The sequence below is a fragment of the Mesobacillus maritimus genome (genome assembly GCF_023715205.1).
In the GTDB taxonomy this organism is placed as follows: domain Bacteria; phylum Bacillota; class Bacilli; order Bacillales; family Cytobacillaceae; genus Mesobacillus_B; species Mesobacillus_B maritimus_C.
On sequence record NZ_JAMBNR010000002.1, the window covers coordinates 286,008 to 303,656 of the forward strand.

Here is a 17,649-nt window from a genome sequence, read left to right on the forward strand (position 1 = left end):
CAGGTACAATGTCCCGGTGAAACCGGGACGATGTACCTGTCCCCCTGTCCCACGAGAATTTTTCGATCGAAATAGACATACAGTTATAGCAGCGGATTTTTGTCTAAGGCGTGGAGATTTTGGGTCTGCCAAATTTTTTATAAAGGGGAAATGCGTATGGCTGAAACGAGAAAAAATCGTTGGTTGATTGCTGCGGCTGCAGTTGGGATCCACATTTCGATTGGCTCTGTATACGCTTGGAGTAACTTTACGGTCCCATTAAAAAATATGTTTGGTTGGTCCGATTCGGAAGTAGCGCTTACCTTTAGTATCGCCATTTTATTTTTAGGTCTGTCGGCTGCGTTTCTCGGTCATTATGTTGAAAAACATGGCCCAAGAAAGTCTGGATTGCTTGCGGCGACGTTTTTTGGAATCGGCATTGCAGGTTCCGGGATTGCCGTCTTATTCGAATCAAAAATGCTGCTTTATCTCTTTTACGGGGTATTAGGCGGGATTGGTCTTGGAGTTGGGTATATTGCCCCGGTTTCGACGCTCGTGAAATGGTTTCCTGACCGGCGCGGGCTTGCAACAGGTCTTGCAATCATGGGATTTGGCTTTGCTGCCGCCGTTTCGAGTCCAATTATGAATAGTTTGATTGAAAGTGTAGGGGTCGCCAATGCGTTCTTTATTTTAGGAAGCGCTTACTTCATATTAATGGCAGCATCGTCTCTCTATTTAGAAAAGCCGCCGGAAGGATGGATGCCAGAGGGATATAAGGAAAAAGTGGAGTCCGGGGAAGCGAAACCACGAATGGATCTGTCACAGCTAACGGCGAACGAAGCCGTAAAAACAACGCGGTTTTGGTATTTATGGCTGATGCTGTTTATCAATGTGACCTGTGGAATCGCGATTTTGGCGGTGGCGAAACCAATTGCGATGGAGTCGATTGGCATTGGTACAGCGGCCGCTGCTGCGCTGGTTGGGGCGATTGGCATCTTTAATGGGTTAGGCCGGATTGGCTGGGCATCTGTGTCCGATTATATTGGCCGTCCAAATACGTATACCACGTTCTTTGTCCTACAAATCGGATTGTTTTTCATGCTTCCACACACAACCAATGCACTTCTCTTCCAGGTGATGCTCGCGATCATTTATACATGCTACGGCGGAGGATTTGCGTCCATCCCAGCTTATATCGGGGATTTATTCGGGACGAAACAGCTTGGTGCCATCCACGGCTATATTTTAACCGCATGGGCAGCCGCAGGTTTAGTGGGACCGTTGTTTGCCGCTTATATCAAAGATACAACCGGAACATACGCAGGCAGTTTATCGTTCTTCGCGGGATTATTTGTTCTTGCCTTCTTGATTTCCTTGCTCATCCGTGTGGACATTGCCAAGCTTCGAAAACAAAAGTCGTCAGAAATCACTGCTAAAGTCTAACCACTAGTTTTTTCCTATTTTGCTTTTGCGTACGGGGGAGGAAACCAAATTACCGTGAAAAAAACGAGAAAGAAACGAACCATTACCCGTTATCAAAATGGAATCATCGAAAAAGTTGAAGATTTCATTGTGACTGAACAACCTTTTACGATCAAATTGAATCAAACTGAATTTGCTACTTTAGTTTGTACACCCGAATACATTGAGGATCTCGTAGTTGGCTTTTTAGCCTCCGAAGGCGTAATCAGAACCATTGCCGACATCGAAGATTTATGGATTCAAGAAAGAGAAGGATTTGTTCATGTGAAAACAAACTATACCAATATTTTGTATAAAAAATTCCACTCCAAACGGTATATCACGTCTTGCTGTGGGAAAAGCAGACAGGGATTTGTCTTCTTTAATGATGCGCGACTGTCCCGCAATTTTAACCAAATCAACGTTCAATTATCGGTGAATGATTGTTTTCGATTAATGGAAGAATTGCATAGTAGTTCAGAAGTTTTTAAAGAAACAGGCGGGGTCCACAATGCGGCGCTGTGTACGAAAGATGGGGTGGTGCTGTCACGGCTGGATGTTGGGCGCCACAATGCACTCGATAAACTATACGGCTACTGTCTTCGTCACCACATTTCTTTAAAAGATAAAGTGATTGTGTTTAGCGGACGAATTTCATCAGAGATTATTACGAAAGTTGCGAAAATCGGCTGTGAGGTTGTTTTATCAAAATCGGCACCAACTGAATTGGCTCTTGACCTTGCCGAAGAACTGGGTATGACGACGGTTGGTTTTATTCGGAAAAATTCTTTGAATGTGTATACAAGGCCAGATCGAATTGTCGAGACTTTTTTAAATTCAGATAAAAATAAAGAAGAGGGGGAATGAAAACGGCATGCTAGCTCAACCAAATCAAGTGGAAACGATTTGCAGTTTTTGTGGAACAGGATGTGGACTTGTCGTCGAAGTGGAAGATTCAAAGATTAGCAAAGTCAAAGGATATAAGGAAAACCCATCCAGCCATGGGGAAACCTGTGTAAAAGGGGCGCTCGGGTGGGGGTATATTCATAGTGACCGGAGATTAACTCAGCCGTTAATCAGAAAAAATGGCGAGTTAACACCTGCTAGTTGGGAAGAAGCATTGAACTTGATTGCCACGAAATTTGCAGAGATCAAAGATAAACATGGACCAGATGCTTTCGGTTGTTTTAGCTCATCAAGGTCGACCAATGAGCTGAACTACCTGGCTGGCAAATTCATGCGAACAGTGATCGGGACCAATAATATTGACAGCTGCAACCGAACCTGACACGCTCCGAGCGTCACCGGTCTGGTGACTGTGTTTGGAATGGGCGCTGCTACGGGGTCTTATGATGAACTTGAAGACACCGAAGTGATTGTGGTTTGGGGAAGCAATACGCAAGAATGTCACCCGATCATTTTTAATCATATGCGGCGCGGGATTAAAAAAGGGGCCAAAATGGTCGTCATTGATCCTCGTCAAATTGATCAAACGAAATTGGCTTACAAGTGGCTGCCGGTTCGGGTTGGAACCGATATTGCTTTAGCGAATGCAATGGGGCATGTCATTATCGAAGAAGGGTTGGTTCATCAGGATTTTGTTCAAAAAGCGACCGACCAATTTGAGAAATATAAAGAAGAAGTGAAAACCTATACGCCAGAATTTGCGGAACAAGTGACGGGCGTTCCAGCGGAGGATATCCGGGAGATTGCGCGGCTTTATGCAAAAGCAGATAAAGCTACAATCTGTTGGACATTAGGGATTACCGAACATCATAATGGAACGGAAAATGTGTTTGCACTCATAAACTTAGCGTTGTTAACGGGTCATATCGGCAAGTATGGCTCTGGGTTAAATCCGCTGCGCGGACAAAACAATGTTCAAGGCGGTGGAGATATGGGCGCTTTGCCGAACCGTCTTGTTGGAGGCTGGAATTACGATGATCCTAAAGGAAGAAAACTGCATGAACAAGTATGGGGCACTCCAGTTCCAGAAAAAATCGGCAAGCACCAAACGTTAATGCTTGAAGCGATGGAGAATGAGGAAATAAAAGCAGTTTATGTAATTGGCGAAAATCCGGTTCAATCGGATGCGAATGGAAATCATGTTGAAAAAGTGTTTAAGAATCTTGATTTTCTTGTTGTGCAGGACATCCTTATGACTCGAACGGCGATGCTCGCTGATGTCGTGCTTCCGGCAACAGGTTGGGCGGAAAACGACGGGACGCTGATCAACTCGGAGCGTCGGATTCAACGGGTTCGTCCGGCTCTAAAAGGCCCAGGTGTGTCTCGCCATGATCATCAGATTGTCCAAGATATTGCTAAAAAAATGGGAGCGAATTGGAAGTATCAATGTGCAGAAGACATTTGGGAGGAAATTCGCAAGCTTGCTCCGAATTTTGCTGGTGTCACGTATAAACGGATCGATGAAGAGGGAGGTCTTCAATGGCCATGTCCTGATGAACATCATCCTGGGACCACATATCTCCATAGTCGATTGTGGTCCGATGACGTTGGGATGAAGGCAAAATTTATGCCGACGCATTATCAACCACCTGCGGAAGAACCGGATGCAGAATATCCGTTGATGCTAACGACTGGGCGCAGACTTCAATTTTACAATACCGGAGTTCAAACGCGAGATTATAAAAAAGTGAAAAACGCCGAAGAAGCATTAGAGATTCACGCCGACGATGCGGCGAAATATGGGTTCATAGACGGGGAGCAAGTAAAAGTCAGTTCGCGAAGAGGCAGTCTGGTTACAAAAATCAAAATTAGTAAAAAGCAACCAGTAGGGTTAGTGTTTATGTCCTTTCATTTCCCCGACCAAGCGAGTACAAATGTGTTAACCAATTCCGCAACGGATCCGCTTGCCGGAACCGCTGAGTTTAAAGCTTGTGCTGTGAAGATTGAGAAATGTGCTCTTCTTAACGAACCTGACCATATAGTGGAGTAACAATGTGGGAAAGGACGCATAGAGATCCGTTCCAATTTTCAGTTAAGGTCTAGTTATTGGAGCAATAAGCAATCTGTTTAACCACTTTACTGTTTTCGATCCTTCATTTATAATTTTGTATATTAATAGAAAATTGAATAAAAGCAGTAGGTGCCCTTAGGGGAGAATAGGGAATGAAGTGTAAATCTTCAGCGGTCCCGCCACTGTAAAGGGGAGTTTTATTAGAAATGCCACTGGAATCATTCTGGGAAGGTGAATAAAACAATGATCCTAAGCCAGGAGACCTGCCTATTTGCTACAATATTATAGATAATGGAAAAGTCTGTAGTTTATTTGCGATTGAAATAAACTGCAGACTTTTTTTATTTATAAAGCTCTTTTCTCAAAGATTGTTGCTTTTTAAATAAATTTAGAATAATTAGCTATGATTCCATTCTAAAGTTCGTTACATGATGAGAAAAGAGCTTACTAACTAAGTAGTCACTTAGTGAAATGCTTACTTGACGTTAAAATCACCTTTAGGATCTTAACAACAATTTTACGAGAACAGCTTTTTATAAAAAAGGAGAGACAAGAATGAAATTATTGGAAAACACCATTGATAGAATTGAAAGTTTGGACGAAGAGATGATGGCCAAGGCAAGGGAAAGAGTGGATAACTTGGTTAAGCCTTCTAAAAGCTTGGGGAAATTGGAAGACATTGCTGTCCAGTTAGTTGGAATTACCAGAAAGATAAATCCCGTTATTGACAAAAAAGCAGTCATTGTGATGGCGGCTGATCATGGTGTTTATGAAGAAGGGATTTCAAGCAACCCTCAAGAGGTCACATTCGCACAAACCTTATTGTTCCCAAAAGGATTAACAGGTGTGTGTGCGATCGGTAAGGTTTCAGGGGCGAATATCGTTGCAATAGATATTGGGGTAAAAGGGGAAATCCCAGATGATGCCGGAGTAATCAAACGGAAAATAAAACATGGTACGGACAATATGACAAAAGGTCCTGCCATGACAAGGGAAGAGGCGATCCAATCGTTAGAAGTAGGAATTGAAATCGTGAATCAAGAAACCCAAAAAGGGATCCATTTACTTGGTACGGGTGAGATGGGGATTGGCAACACGACTGCAAGTACAGCCATTTTATCTGTTTTAGGTAATTGCGACCCTTTAGAAATTACGGGCAGGGGAGCTGGGGTTGGTAGAGGTGGTATTGAACATAAAGTAGAGGTTATTAGGAGAGCCATTAGTATCAACAAGCCAAACCCAGCTGATGCGATCGATGTTCTTGCCAAGCTAGGAGGGCTGGAAATCGGCGGAATGGCAGGGGTGATGCTTGGAGCTGCGGCGAATCGAATTCCGGTCGTGGTGGATGGCTATATTTCAACAGTTGCTGCCATAATTGCAGCGTCTATTGAACCGAAGGCGAAGGAATATTTCATCGTCTCCCATGCATCCGCAGAACCAGGAGCTAGAATGGCTAGTGATCTATTAGGAATTGAACCAATGTTAAATATGGGGATGTGCCTTGGGGAAGGATCTGGAGCAGCTTTAGCGTTCCCGATTGTAGAGGCTGCAGGAAGCGTGATCAAACATATGGCTACTTTTGACGAGGTTGGCTTACCAATTTAATGTAGGGTTCGGAACATTACCCAGGGACAGAGACTGTCCCTGGTTCCCATTTTCCTATTTGCCGCTTTTCAATGTGGAAACTTTCGGTTTACTTTTTAAAAGCTCCTTATAACTTTCGCGGTAGTGCCATACTAATATTCCCTCTAGAACTGTAACGAATAAGGCCAATAGAAGCAAATCAGAATCGACAAATAGGTGAAAGGCTACTATATTGACAATGATGCTAGCTAAAATCATTAATGTAAGGGGAACAAACCTGCGAATCAATAAGAAGACCCCAGCGATGATTTCTACTCCTTTCTCTAAAGCCAGGAAATAACCTTCTCCTAAAAACTCCATAGCTTCGGGACTGGTTGGAGCAAATGCTTCAAAGCCAAATAACACAACGTATCCATTTAACCCTGCACCTAAAAAAATGATTCCTAACAACAATTCAGCCAACCGAATCCATGCAAACATCTTTTTTCCCCCTCTATTTTTGAAGTAATAGTTCCTTAAGAGTTTTATTTATTATACATTCTGAAATTTTATAAAACGATCCACACATTCATCTTTATATGCAAATGGATATACAACTAATACAGATTATAAAAGAATTAAACTATTAAGTTTTAAGAACACTTTTGATCATCCTATTAAATGTCGATAAGGTTGTAGGAGTACCTAAGAAAGGACATGGGCATATGTCCCGGTTAATATCGGGATGATAGTGCCTTGTCGTTTCTGAATCTAAAATCAAAATTCGACAATATCTGAGGTTTGCTGTCTTTTTATTATTATTTAGATTATAATAGTTGTGAATATTCAGATGAACTAAAGAAATAAGGAGTATTGATTATGTTAAATTCAGACTTGGATCGGCGGTTAGAACCGCGCATTAAAGAATTATATGAATTACATAAGAAACGTTCTGCCAATATTGATTGGAGCTACCATGAATTTATTCCGTGGGACAAGGCGATGTCATTTAAACGAGTGCCATGGGATGAAAGTCAGGTCACTCTTCCAGAAGGTGTGGTTGTTGCAATCGAAACCGCGTTACTGACAGAAGTGAATTTGCCTTGGTATACTTCGCATTTGGACTACACGTTTAAGAATTCAATGGATGTCATTAATGATTTTGTTCATACTTGGACGGCAGAAGAAGACCAGCATTCGAACTTACTAGAAACCTATTTGTTGGTAACACGAAACGTCAATCCTGCGAGATTGCATGAATTACGAAAGCGGGTAGTTGAAAACGGATGGTTTCCAGACTTCACGAACCCACTGGCGACAATGGCCTATACGTCATTGCAAGAGTTAGCTACTCTCGTTTTCTATAATAATGTAGCTAGAATCGCAGGTCCGCACGACAAGGATTTAGCTACCTTGCTTCGACGTTTAGCGAAAGATGAAGCCCTTCATTATGCATTCTATCGCGACACAGTGAAAGCACATCTTGAGCTTGACCCGAATTTCCTTGTGTTTTTTGAAGATGTGATTATTAATTTCTCCATGCCGGGTGCTGTTATGCCGGACTTTAATGAGAGAATGAAAACCATTGCAATCGATGCGAATTATGGACCGTTGCAATACTTTGATCAAGTATTGGATGTTGTTGTGACGTATTGGGATATTGCGAACTTGCAACCTACGAGCGCAGAGGCCAAACAATCACAAGAAAATATTTTAAACTATCACGGGCGTTTAAAAAGAATCAGAGATCGCCAGTTAGCCAAAAATAATAAGTAGATGTATGAAAGGTTATGAATCATGAAAACAAATTGTGAATTATGTGGAAAAGAAACGAAGGACAAAGTCAGTTATTTAGAACTAGAAACGTGGGAATTTGATTTTTTAAAGAAAGAGCAAAAGGATTTTTACTCGATCTGCTACGATTGTTTTGACAAACATACCAATGATTTTATTGACAAAGAAATTGATCTTGAATTGAGAAAAAAACGTGCTCTTGCAGTGGATAGAGAAATCCAGGAAGAAATTGAAGCGATTCTCGAGGTTGAAAGTTAATTCTTTGGCTATTTCTTGAGGCTCGTGCTGCCTCCAAGTCCATTGTTTTTTCTACTTTTTTCCTAGGTTAACTTGTCGTTGCAGAGTTCAAAAAGAGTCTCCTTATTAGGAGGCTCTTTTTAGGTTGTAGAGCGAAGGGACGGGGGGGAGGTACTGTCCCGGTCTCCTGTGACGCCCTTAGGGAACAAAATTCGTGAGAGTGTTTTGCAACGTAACTGTTGTCCATTCATATTTCGATGACGGAACAAGATACTTTCCTTATTTAGTAAAAGAAAGTTGGGAGTTTTAGGGTAAAATAAATTTAATAGAGTGGTGAAAGGATGTTCTTAAACGAACGGGCAGGAATGTCTTATTAAAAGGCTCTTTTCTCAAACTTTGTTGTTTTTAGAGATAAAAGAAAAAAATCAGCCGTGTTTTCGCTGGAAAGTAACTTTAAATCAGAAGAAAAGAGCCAGCAAACTTAGTATGAACGAAAAAAATTGCTTATTTTGCGTTAAAATCGGCTTTAGGATTTTAACAACAATCTTTACGAAAAGAGCCTATTAAAAATAAGGACAGTATTTTGATTTTATAAATAGGGAGAACACTTTTTATGGGGAAAATAAAGGCATGGGCGAAAAAATTAAAACAGCAAATCTTTGTCCTTTACTTCGCTTACAAAGATGAAAGAGTACCTTGGTATGCGAAAATATTTTCAATTTGTGTTGTAGCTTATGCGTTTAGTCCGATTGATTTGATCCCTGACTTCATACCGATATTGGGATATTTAGACGATGTTCTTATCGTTCCATTAGGTATCTTGTTTGCATTGAAGATGATTCCTACTGAAGTACGATCAGAATGTGAAGAGAAAGCAAAAGAAATGATGAAAAATGGAAAACCGAAAAATTGGGTTGTAGGTTCACTCATTATTTTGTTTTGGTGCATCATTTTGTTGTGGGTTATCCTAAAAGTTTATCAGATATTCAACTAGTGGGTGCGTTGATCCAGGAGGGTCAACGTGTTTTTTTGTTGAAGGACTAATTAAGAGATTCATTAAGCAAGATGTACGTAGTAGTGGTAAAATTATTTTATAATTTTAAAAAATTTAAAATACATGTAGGAGGAAATAGAAAGAATGGGGAAAATAGATTATTCAATTGTAGATGTTTTTTCACAAGGGAAATATACAGGAAATCAACTTGCTGTGTTTAAAAATGCTGAAAACATTTCGAGCCGTGAAATGCAACAAATCGCCAAGGAGATTAATTACTCAGAGACGACGTTTATTTTATCAGATACAAAAAAAGACAATGGTTATGATGTTCGTATTTTTACACCTAATGAAGAGGTTCCTTTTGCTGGACATCCGACGTTAGGAACAGCATATATCATCCAAAATGAAATAGTAGGGGAACCAATAGAAAAACTCGTTTTAAATTTTAAAGCAGGACAGATTCCCGTATCGTTCGATCAACAAGAAGAAATACTATGGATGGAACAGAATCAACCAACATTTGGTCGGATTTTAAATAGTAATCAGGTTTCTGAGGTTTTGAGTTTAGATAAAGAATACATAGATGATCGATTTCCTATCCAAGAGGTTTCGACAGGACTTCCTGTGATCATTGTCCCTTTAAAATCTTTAGAAGCAGTTAAAAACGTTCGAATCAATAAAGAAAAATACTTTGAGTTAATTGAACACACGGACGCAAAAGCCATTATGGTCTTCTCTCCTGAAACCTATAGTGATAATAATCATTTAAACGTTCGAGATTTTGCCGATTATTTTGGGATTCCAGAAGATGCAGCGACTGGAAGTGCGAATGGATGTTTAGCTTCTTACCTAGTAAAATATCGGTATTTTGATAAAGGTGAAATAAATATCCGGGTAGAACAAGGATATGAGATTAGTAGACCATCATTATTGTTTTTAAGGGCTAATGATGAAAACGACAAAATCAGAGTATCTGTAGGAGGAAAGGTAGAAAAAATCGCTCAGGGCGAATGGTTTCTATAATAAAGGCACTTTTTTCAACCTTAAGTGAGTGCGAGAAACAGATTACTTTTTCCCTATTCCAACTATTATTTTGTGAAAAAATGCACTTAACATATTGGGTGCTAGTGAGGAGAGGTGTTGTTACGGCAGCATCTTTTCTTGCTGTAAGAGCCAATGTGAAATAAGAGTTGAAAGAGTAATTCGTAAAAAACTTTTAAAAGGAGTGCTGAAAATATGAAATTAAAGATTTTAGATTCAACTTATTCCGTTGTGAAATTGCCTCCAACTGAGACAATACCATTGTGGGCATTGAACGCCGATGTGTTTTCTATTACCCGAACAGATGAAGAACTGTCTATCGTGTGTCCCTCTGAATGTTTAGCAATAAATGAAGCATTAAAGGATGTTGAAAAAGATTGGAAGTGTATAAGAGTAGAGGGAGTCTTAGATTTTAGTTTAACTGGAATATTAGCTTCATTAGCGAATCCATTAGCCGAGAATAAAATTAGTATCTTTGCAATCTCAACCTTTAATACGGATTATTTACTTATTAAAGCCCATTCAATTGAAAAGGCAAAAGTCGTATTAGAGAATGAAGGTCACATTTTTATCGATTTTTAAAAAGTTTCTTGCACCATTTTCTCTATTTATGAATAACGAATCGACCATTTTGATTAGAGACAGTTTTCTACAATTACGATGATGAGTAAGAAAATGAAATTGAATGGTTAGTCAGAGGGAAGAAAACTCCAATTCAGACGGTGGGACAAAGTGCCTGTCTCTATGTCCCACCGTAAGGAAAAGGTAGGATAATTAATTGTCAGAATATTAATTCTATTGATGGATTTACTTTAACTGTAAAAAATTAGAAGATTTAAATGGTTAGACTGAAATTCATGAGATTCTGGGGGGATGAGGATGAAGAAAAGGCAATTATGGAAAGTGTTAAGTTCGGCTGCATTGGCAGCTACTCTTTTGGTACCGCAAATTGGCTTTGCGGAGGGAGCAAAACCGATTACAGAGGAGACGGCATCTGTACAAGGCTACATTGATTATGAGGAGCTTAAACAGAAGCTTAGTCAAATTGAAAAAACCTCTAATGGGCTGGTAACCGTAGAATCTGCAGGAAAAACGAATCAAGGGAAAGATATTTTCACTGCCAGAGTTGGAGAAGGGGATAAAGTTGTTTTAGTCCAAAGTGAAATTCATGGAAATGAAAAAACAGGGACAGCAGCATTATTGAACATTCTGCAATATTTAGGATCGAGTCAGTCTCCTGAAGCGAAAAAAATTAGGGAAGAAGTAACCATTGTGGCGATCCCGATGATGAACGCAGATGGTTCTGAATTGGATCGACGCGGGAATGTGATGTCATGGGAAGAGGTTGTTGAAGATTTCTCGCAATTGCAAAATGCAAAGCCTACATGGAATTATTACACCCGCACCCTTCAGGGAGATGACTATTCGGGGAATCCAGGCTTCGATGTAAATCGCGATTTCCATCCTGATTTAGACTATGTTCCGGATCCGAAGGACTTTCCTGGTTCCTCAAGCACCCCTGGATGGTATATCACGCCTGAAGCACAAACCGTGCGTGATGTGTACAAGAGTCTGAAAGAAGAGTTTGGAAATGTAGAAGTGTTCATGGATTTGCATCACCAAAACTTCTATACCGTTGAAGGCACGGATAAAGAAGTCACCATGTCGATCTCAGCTGATTTTGTTCCAGATCCAAACTCGGAAAGAGGAGCGAAATACAGTGAGTATGCGGACCAGTTCCGCTTTGACTTTTCACGTCAGCTGAATGTGGCCTTATATGATGCGATACAAGAAAAGGGCAATTCCATCTTTACTAATATTTCCTTGTACGACCAGGGCTTAGATCTTCCGGGTACTGCGTTGGGCGCCTTTTCCTTGAATGGAAGTGGAATCGTCATCTTTGAGGTAAAAGGACAAACCCAAAACTTTGGGCAAAAAATGAAAGGCCAACTCGTTAAGACCGTTGAAACAGGCCTTATGGGAGTGATCAATGGAGTCGCGGACGGCAGTGTATATGAGCTGAATCCGGAAGATTATCAGGATATTCCGAACAGGGTGAGGAAGTAGTTTTTTTTTAAGGCGAGGATGGTGCGGGGAATCTTCATCATCGTATAAAAAGAGTTGCTTATAGCAAAATGGGTTTGTTGTAATACTCAAATATGTAGATTAAATAGCTATTAAAATAAATGGCTCAGTTCACGATACTGAGCCATTTTTACTATCCATTTTTCCGAACACCCTACAATATTCTGCTCCCTATTCACCATAAAAGAGCGGACCCTAGAAGGGGGAGAGTAGTGGTTAATCAATAAGCGGAGAAATTTCCCTTAATTATAAAATGGACATGAAAACAGCTGAAATAGACGGAAAAATTCCGACTATCGACTCGTAAAACGTAAAAATGAGTATTTTTTCTTTGCTTAAGCGGAAAACCTCCGCTTATAGACGCTGTACCGAGCTCATTTCAGCAGGTTAACCGGAAATTCTCCGTTTATTTTAAAACTTTTTGTAAGTAAGATCCGGTCTTCTACTTCCGATTAGTTTCCGTTTGTTTCACTTTTCTTACGTTCAATAAGCTATTGAATGACATCGAGCAATTACCACAAACGATTAAATACATTTACCAGCTAGTGAGGTTTTGCGGCAAGGATCATTTCGAACAATTTCATCAGTATTGAACACACTAATAAGATTGAAAGAATGATTGAGCTCAATCTGTTCCAGATGGTTTAGAATAAATGCCAAAGCGAAGACCATCTTTTTAGTGATAAAATCAAGACAATGTTCATGGAGCTTTTCCTAAAAAAAGGGGGCATTTCGGGGAATCAACCCCTTTTTGAACGACTTCAGCTACAAACAGGCAGTTTCATTCAAGAAGGGAATAAGGTTATAAATCTAGAAAATACATATCATTCGTTGTTTGGAGGTGAGGATAATTAGAATTCATATCCTTGGTGGTGCAGGTTGTGGTAAATCTTTTATCGCTGAAAAATTAAAAGAACAACTTGGTATTCCTCATTATGATTTAGACGATATTTTTTGGGATCATTCTTCAGGAGACTATGGAGTGAAGGCCTCAAAATTACAAAGGGACAGCCAATTACAACAGATTATTGAACAGCATTCTTGGATTATTGAAGGAGTGTATTTTGGATGGTTGGCACCCAGTTTTTCGAGGGCGGATAAAATATTTATTCTTAAAACCCCATTATCGATCCAAGAAGATCGAATATGGAGTAGATATGAAAAAAGAAAATCTGGAGTGATTCAATCTACGAAAAAAGAAACACTTCAAAGTGTAAAAGAGTTAATAAAATGGAATAGAAACTATAACGAAACATCCTTACCGAATTTTATTAATGATAGTGTTTATAATGATAAATTCATTCAAATTTATGATAATGAAGAAATTTTTAATTACATCTCTTAGTTATTAGGTTAATCGAGGCGATGCTTAAAGAAGCATCCCCTTGCCTGTCTAAATCAATAATTCTATTAATGTTGGAGGTTCTAAGGTTACTTTTTAAACTTTTCAGGAAACTGTTTTACAACTCCCGAAGAGATTGTATCTGCCATTAGGATAATGTGTGTGAGTCCTTCGTCAATGGCAACGATTCTTGCTTCCCAATTTTTTGCTAAACTTGCAGTTAAAGGCTGCCTCTTATGCTTCCTGTATAAATCCAGTCTTATTATTCCGCTAAGTTGGGAAAAAATTGTGACGACGAGGTAAGATTTGAGTGATTTCCAGCAATAACTAACTTCAAAACCAAGTTTTTTTATAGGAATAATAGTGTATAATAATCTCAATATGAATAGTGGATGAAGAGGGGCTGGCCATTGAAAATGGACAATGAAAAAGTTTTATATAAAGGGAAACGATATACGGTGATTTATAAATATAGCTCGGGTTACTGGGAGATACGAGAGGAAGGGAACTTCAATCGTATTGAACTCGTTCATCAATCGGAGGTTAAAGGAATTGAGACAGAAAGGGTTCGGTGTGAAAATAGCCAACTTTAATTGCGGTTATCAAAAGGTTATTATCGGCGAGTGGATCACCCTATAATAAATGGAGGAATCGGAAAGGGATCAAATATGAAGGTCATGCTACTCGTAATGAAATTGAAGTAACGCCAATGATGAGCTATTTCTATAGCAAGGACCGATGGTGCAATGATTGTAAGTGTAGTATGATATTTGAACATTTTCACATTGCCTATTTTAATAGATCCTTTATGAACTGGTTTTCCACTCATTTAAAAAACAAGTTAAACATTCGTAATACCGTATATTCAACGATCGGGTACAGTACATTATAATAATAAAAACAAGTCTCTCACATTCTTGCATGCTGAAAGGACAGAATAGAAAATTGAAAATAAGCATCATAATTAAATACAACTCCCCAGCTGGTGAGGTATTGCAGCGAGGATCATTTCCTCTTCAAGGCAAAAGACCTGAGTCGGTAGCCAAAGACTGGTGGAAACAAATTCAAAAGAAAGTGTACACAGAAGGTTTAGTTGAAGTTACGGCGAATGGTGAAGATATAACGGATAAAGTGAGGACCTTACTAGGGAAGTAAGGTTTTTTTATTTTTATACTTTTACTTTCGATAGTTGTATGTAGAGCAAGATGGTTTGCAGGATAACCAGAAAGACTGGTTTGAAAGATAGGAAGAAAACTAATATTTTTGTAGTTTTTAATAAAAAATTTTACTTAACTTCTCCTAAAACCGTAATTTTGAGTCAATTTGGTCCCTAAAAAAAGAATGAAAATTTAAAAAAGGTAGGTTGACATTTTTAATAACGGAGGTATACTAAAAACATAAGTTAACTTAGTAGACAAGTGAACAAGTATATAAGTTAACAAGGGAGTAAGAAAAGTAGTTAATAAGAAATGTAAGCCTTTTAATTCGTATTAATAAGTCATTATTTAAAGAGGTGGCCCAAATGAACAATATAAGCGTCCAGAAACTAAAGGAAAAAGCAATTGAAATGAGACAGACAGCGATCACCATGATACATAAGGCACAATCAGGGCATCCGGGAGGCTCCCTTTCTGCTGCGGATATTATGACAGCACTGTATTTCAAAGAAATGAAGGTAGATCCGGAAAATCCGAATTGGGAAGATCGTGACCGTTTTGTTCTATCAAAAGGCCATGTTTGCCCAATCCAGTATGCGGCCTTGGCATTGAAAGGCTTTGTACCATACGAGACGATTTATACTTTAAGGGAGTATGGTTCTCCATTCCAGGGACATCCAGATATGAAGAAGTGCCCGGGAATCGATATCTCAACAGGATCACTTGGTCAGGGACTTTCCTGCGGTGTAGGAATGGCCATCGCAGGTAAGAGGGACGGCAAGGATTATCGCGTATTCTCCCTGATTGGAGATGGAGAGTGCCAGGAAGGTCAGATTTGGGAGGCTGCCCAGACAGCAGTTAAGTATCAGTTGGATAACCTGGCCGTTTTTGTTGACAACAACAGGCTGCAGATTGACGGCTTTTGTGATGAAATCATGCCGCTTCAGGATTTGGAAAATAAATTTGCCGCATTTGGCTTTGAAACGAAGCGTATTGATGGACATTCTATGGAACAGATTGTTGAAACTCTAGATGAGATTCGCGATGTGAAAAATGGAAGGCCAAAATGCATTGTTCTAGATACAGTGAAAGGAAAAGGAGTCTCCTATATGGAAGACATCGCCGACTGGCACGGAGTTGCTCCTAACAATGAAGAATATCAGCAAGCAATGGCAGAACTCGCAGGAGGTTTAAAATAATGAGTATATTGGAGAAGGACCTCACAGTAAAAAAAGCGACAAGACAAGGTTTCGGGGATGAAATTGTCGAGATCGGTAAGGAAAATAAAGATGTTTATGTTATTGATGTCGATATTGCCAAGTCATGTAAAACAACCGATTTTATTAAGGAGTTGCCAAACCAACATATCAATGTCGGAATCGCTGAACAAAATGCAGCCGGCTTAGCAGCAGGCCTCGCGACAACCGGGAAAATTCCTTTTGTAAGCACTTACGCTGTCTTCGGATCTTTACGGATGGCCGAGCAAATACGTCAAGAGATTTGCTATCCAAACTTGAATGTTAAAATCGCCTGCTCACATGGCGGCCTGACTCCAGCCAATGATGGCGGAAGCCACCAGGCAATTGAAGATATGGGTGTACTACGCAGCATTCCAAATATGACGGTCATTATGGGTGCAGACTATTACTCTACTAGAAAATTAGTTAGGCAGGCAGCAGAAATCTACGGACCAGTCTATCTCCGTTTTACTCGTGATACTGTACCGATGATTTACGGCGAGGATGAGGAGTTCACAATCGGAAAAGCAAAGAAAATCAAAGACGGCAAGGATCTTGCCATCATTGCAAATGGAGATACAGTTCATCTTGCTATTCAAGCGACAAAGCAATTGGAAAACGAAGGCATTTCAGTGAAACTGCTGGATATGCATACGATCAAGCCGATTGACCGCGAAGCAGTCGTGGAATGTCTCGGAATCGGAAAAATCATCACGGTGGAGGACCACAATATTTTAAATGGTCTTGGCAGCGCCGTATGCGAGGTAGTCGCGGAAGAAGGCAACGGTATTGTCAGAAGAATCGGTGTCCAGGATCAGTTCGGGCAATCTGCTCCATATGAAAAGTTGTTGGAGCTGAACGGGATCACGGTCGAAAACATTGTCAGCACCGCGAAGAACTTAGTTAAGTAAGTACAGAAATCAGAAGGGGAGAGAAAAGACATGTTTGAACTAAAAGATAGAGTAGCCATCGTGACCGGAAGTGGATCCAAAAGGGGAATAGGAAGAACAATTGCACTTACGCTTGCACAGCAGGGAGCGGCAATCGTTGTTGCTGACCTGAACAAGGAAGGCATCGAAGATACAGTTGCTGCGATTAAAGAAGCCGGAGGAACAGCACTAGGAGTAGAACTGAACGTTACCAGCAAGGAATCCAATGAGGCCATGGTCGAAAAGGTACTCGAAGTATTCGGCAGAATCGACATCCTTGTCAATAATGCTGGAATTTCCCAAAAAGCAACCGTTGAGGAGATGACGCTTGAAGACGTGACAAGAATCTTCAGTGTGAATATGTTTGGGTTATTCCTTTGCACACAATCTGTATTGAAAACAATGAAAGAACAAAAGTTTGGTAGAATTATCAACTTATCTTCCGTATCGGCCAAGCGAGGGGGAGGAGTCTTTGGAGGAGCCCATTACTCTGCATCCAAGGCCGCTGTACTGGGATTCTCTAAAAACCTGGCCCGTGAAGTTGCGCAGGACGGGATCACCGTAAATTCCGTAGCACCTGGGCTCATCAATACCGACATTTGGAAATCTCTCCCTAAGGAGCAGGCAGATGCGGTGATTAGTGGGATCCCGATGGGAAGACCTGGTGAAACGGAAGAAATTGCTACAACAATTGCTTTTCTAGCTTCAAAGGAAGCCTCCTATATCACTGGTGAAGAGATCGACATTAATGGTGGTTCCCATATGGATTAATGGCTGTTACTAATATGCAGGCCTCCATAGCGGAGTGCCTGTATATAAAAATACAAAAATAGCAACCTGTTACAATTG

17 protein-coding genes, 1 pseudogene and 1 riboswitch are annotated in these 17,649 nt (G+C 40.2%); of the genes and pseudogenes, 17 read left to right on the forward strand and 1 reads right to left on the reverse strand.

Annotation, left to right across the window (positions count from 1 at the left end; translation table 11 throughout):
• The first annotated feature begins 156 nt into the window (after positions 1–156).
• The 5 genes and pseudogenes from M3182_RS03780 to cobT all read left to right on the forward strand — a co-directional run bounded on the left by M3182_RS03780 (position 157) and on the right by cobT (position 6,022).
• Positions 157–1,422, forward strand: coding sequence for an L-lactate MFS transporter (locus M3182_RS03780; RefSeq protein WP_251556565.1), 1,266 nt, complete (start codon positions 157–159; stop codon positions 1,420–1,422).
• Between the two features lie 54 nt (positions 1,423–1,476).
• A complete protein-coding gene (gene fdhD, locus M3182_RS03785) occupies positions 1,477–2,307 on the forward strand; it encodes a formate dehydrogenase accessory sulfurtransferase FdhD (protein WP_251556572.1) in 831 nt (276 codons plus the stop codon).
• Between the two features lie 7 nt (positions 2,308–2,314).
• Positions 2,315–2,476 (forward strand): annotated as a pseudogene (locus M3182_RS26330) (hypothetical protein); the annotation flags it as partial.
• A gap of 6 nt (positions 2,477–2,482) precedes the next feature.
• The gene (fdhF, locus tag M3182_RS26335; protein WP_349775419.1) at positions 2,483–4,396 is read left to right on the forward strand and encodes a formate dehydrogenase subunit alpha; all 1,914 of its coding nucleotides are present in this window, start codon (positions 2,483–2,485) and stop codon (positions 4,394–4,396) included.
• Between the two features lie 131 nt (positions 4,397–4,527).
• Positions 4,528–4,702, forward strand: a riboswitch (cobalamin riboswitch).
• 270 nt (positions 4,703–4,972) lie between these two features.
• Positions 4,973–6,022 (forward strand): nicotinate-nucleotide--dimethylbenzimidazole phosphoribosyltransferase, encoded by a 1,050-nt coding sequence (cobT, locus tag M3182_RS03800; protein ID WP_251556580.1) that lies wholly within the window; start codon positions 4,973–4,975, stop codon positions 6,020–6,022.
• Positions 6,023–6,076: 54 nt separating this feature from the next.
• On the opposite strand, the gene M3182_RS03805 is transcribed toward cobT, so the two are convergent.
• Positions 6,077–6,481: a hypothetical protein gene (locus M3182_RS03805; RefSeq protein WP_251556582.1), complete on the reverse strand. Its 405-nt coding sequence runs from the start codon at positions 6,479–6,481 to the stop codon at positions 6,077–6,079.
• A gap of 378 nt (positions 6,482–6,859) precedes the next feature.
• Between M3182_RS03805 and M3182_RS03810 the strand changes: the two genes are divergently transcribed.
• From M3182_RS03810 to M3182_RS03865, 12 genes are all read left to right on the forward strand, one after another.
• Positions 6,860–7,756 carry an acyl-ACP desaturase gene (locus tag M3182_RS03810; RefSeq protein WP_251437264.1) on the forward strand — a complete coding sequence of 299 codons (897 nt, stop codon included), beginning with the start codon at positions 6,860–6,862 and terminating at the stop codon, positions 7,754–7,756.
• Positions 7,757–7,777: 21 nt separating this feature from the next.
• The gene (locus M3182_RS03815; protein WP_251437267.1) at positions 7,778–8,032 is read left to right on the forward strand and encodes a hypothetical protein; all 255 of its coding nucleotides are present in this window, start codon (positions 7,778–7,780) and stop codon (positions 8,030–8,032) included.
• 592 nt (positions 8,033–8,624) lie between these two features.
• Positions 8,625–9,005 (forward strand): YkvA family protein, encoded by a 381-nt coding sequence (locus M3182_RS03820; RefSeq protein WP_251556584.1) that lies wholly within the window; start codon positions 8,625–8,627, stop codon positions 9,003–9,005.
• 144 nt (positions 9,006–9,149) lie between these two features.
• Positions 9,150–10,031, forward strand: a complete 882-nt coding sequence (locus tag M3182_RS03825; protein WP_251556587.1) for a PhzF family phenazine biosynthesis protein — start codon at positions 9,150–9,152, stop codon at positions 10,029–10,031.
• A gap of 213 nt (positions 10,032–10,244) precedes the next feature.
• Positions 10,245–10,631 (forward strand): ACT domain-containing protein, encoded by a 387-nt coding sequence (locus M3182_RS03830; protein WP_251556594.1) that lies wholly within the window; start codon positions 10,245–10,247, stop codon positions 10,629–10,631.
• Positions 10,632–10,928: 297 nt separating this feature from the next.
• Complete coding sequence (locus M3182_RS03835; protein WP_251556596.1) at positions 10,929–12,116, forward strand: M14 family zinc carboxypeptidase; 1,188 nt, start codon at positions 10,929–10,931, stop codon at positions 12,114–12,116.
• Positions 12,117–12,975: 859 nt separating this feature from the next.
• On the forward strand, positions 12,976–13,479 hold the full coding sequence (locus tag M3182_RS03840) for a P-loop NTPase family protein (RefSeq protein WP_251556598.1): 504 nt from the start codon (positions 12,976–12,978) through the stop codon (positions 13,477–13,479).
• A 407-nt stretch (positions 13,480–13,886) separates the two neighbouring features.
• Positions 13,887–14,069 (forward strand): hypothetical protein, encoded by a 183-nt coding sequence (locus tag M3182_RS03845; protein ID WP_251437292.1) that lies wholly within the window; start codon positions 13,887–13,889, stop codon positions 14,067–14,069.
• 400 nt (positions 14,070–14,469) lie between these two features.
• Positions 14,470–14,631, forward strand: a complete 162-nt coding sequence (locus M3182_RS03850) for a hypothetical protein (protein WP_251556607.1) — start codon at positions 14,470–14,472, stop codon at positions 14,629–14,631.
• Positions 14,632–14,989: 358 nt separating this feature from the next.
• Entirely contained in the window at positions 14,990–15,832 is an 843-nt protein-coding gene (locus tag M3182_RS03855) for a transketolase (RefSeq protein WP_432806684.1), read from the forward strand.
• On the forward strand, positions 15,832–16,782 hold the full coding sequence (locus M3182_RS03860; RefSeq protein WP_251556617.1) for a transketolase family protein: 951 nt from the start codon (positions 15,832–15,834) through the stop codon (positions 16,780–16,782). Before M3182_RS03855 ends, M3182_RS03860 begins: the two co-directional genes overlap by 1 nt.
• 30 nt (positions 16,783–16,812) lie before the next feature.
• A complete protein-coding gene (locus M3182_RS03865; RefSeq protein WP_251556619.1) occupies positions 16,813–17,571 on the forward strand; it encodes an SDR family NAD(P)-dependent oxidoreductase in 759 nt (252 codons plus the stop codon).
• Positions 17,572–17,649: the final 78 nt, after the last annotated feature.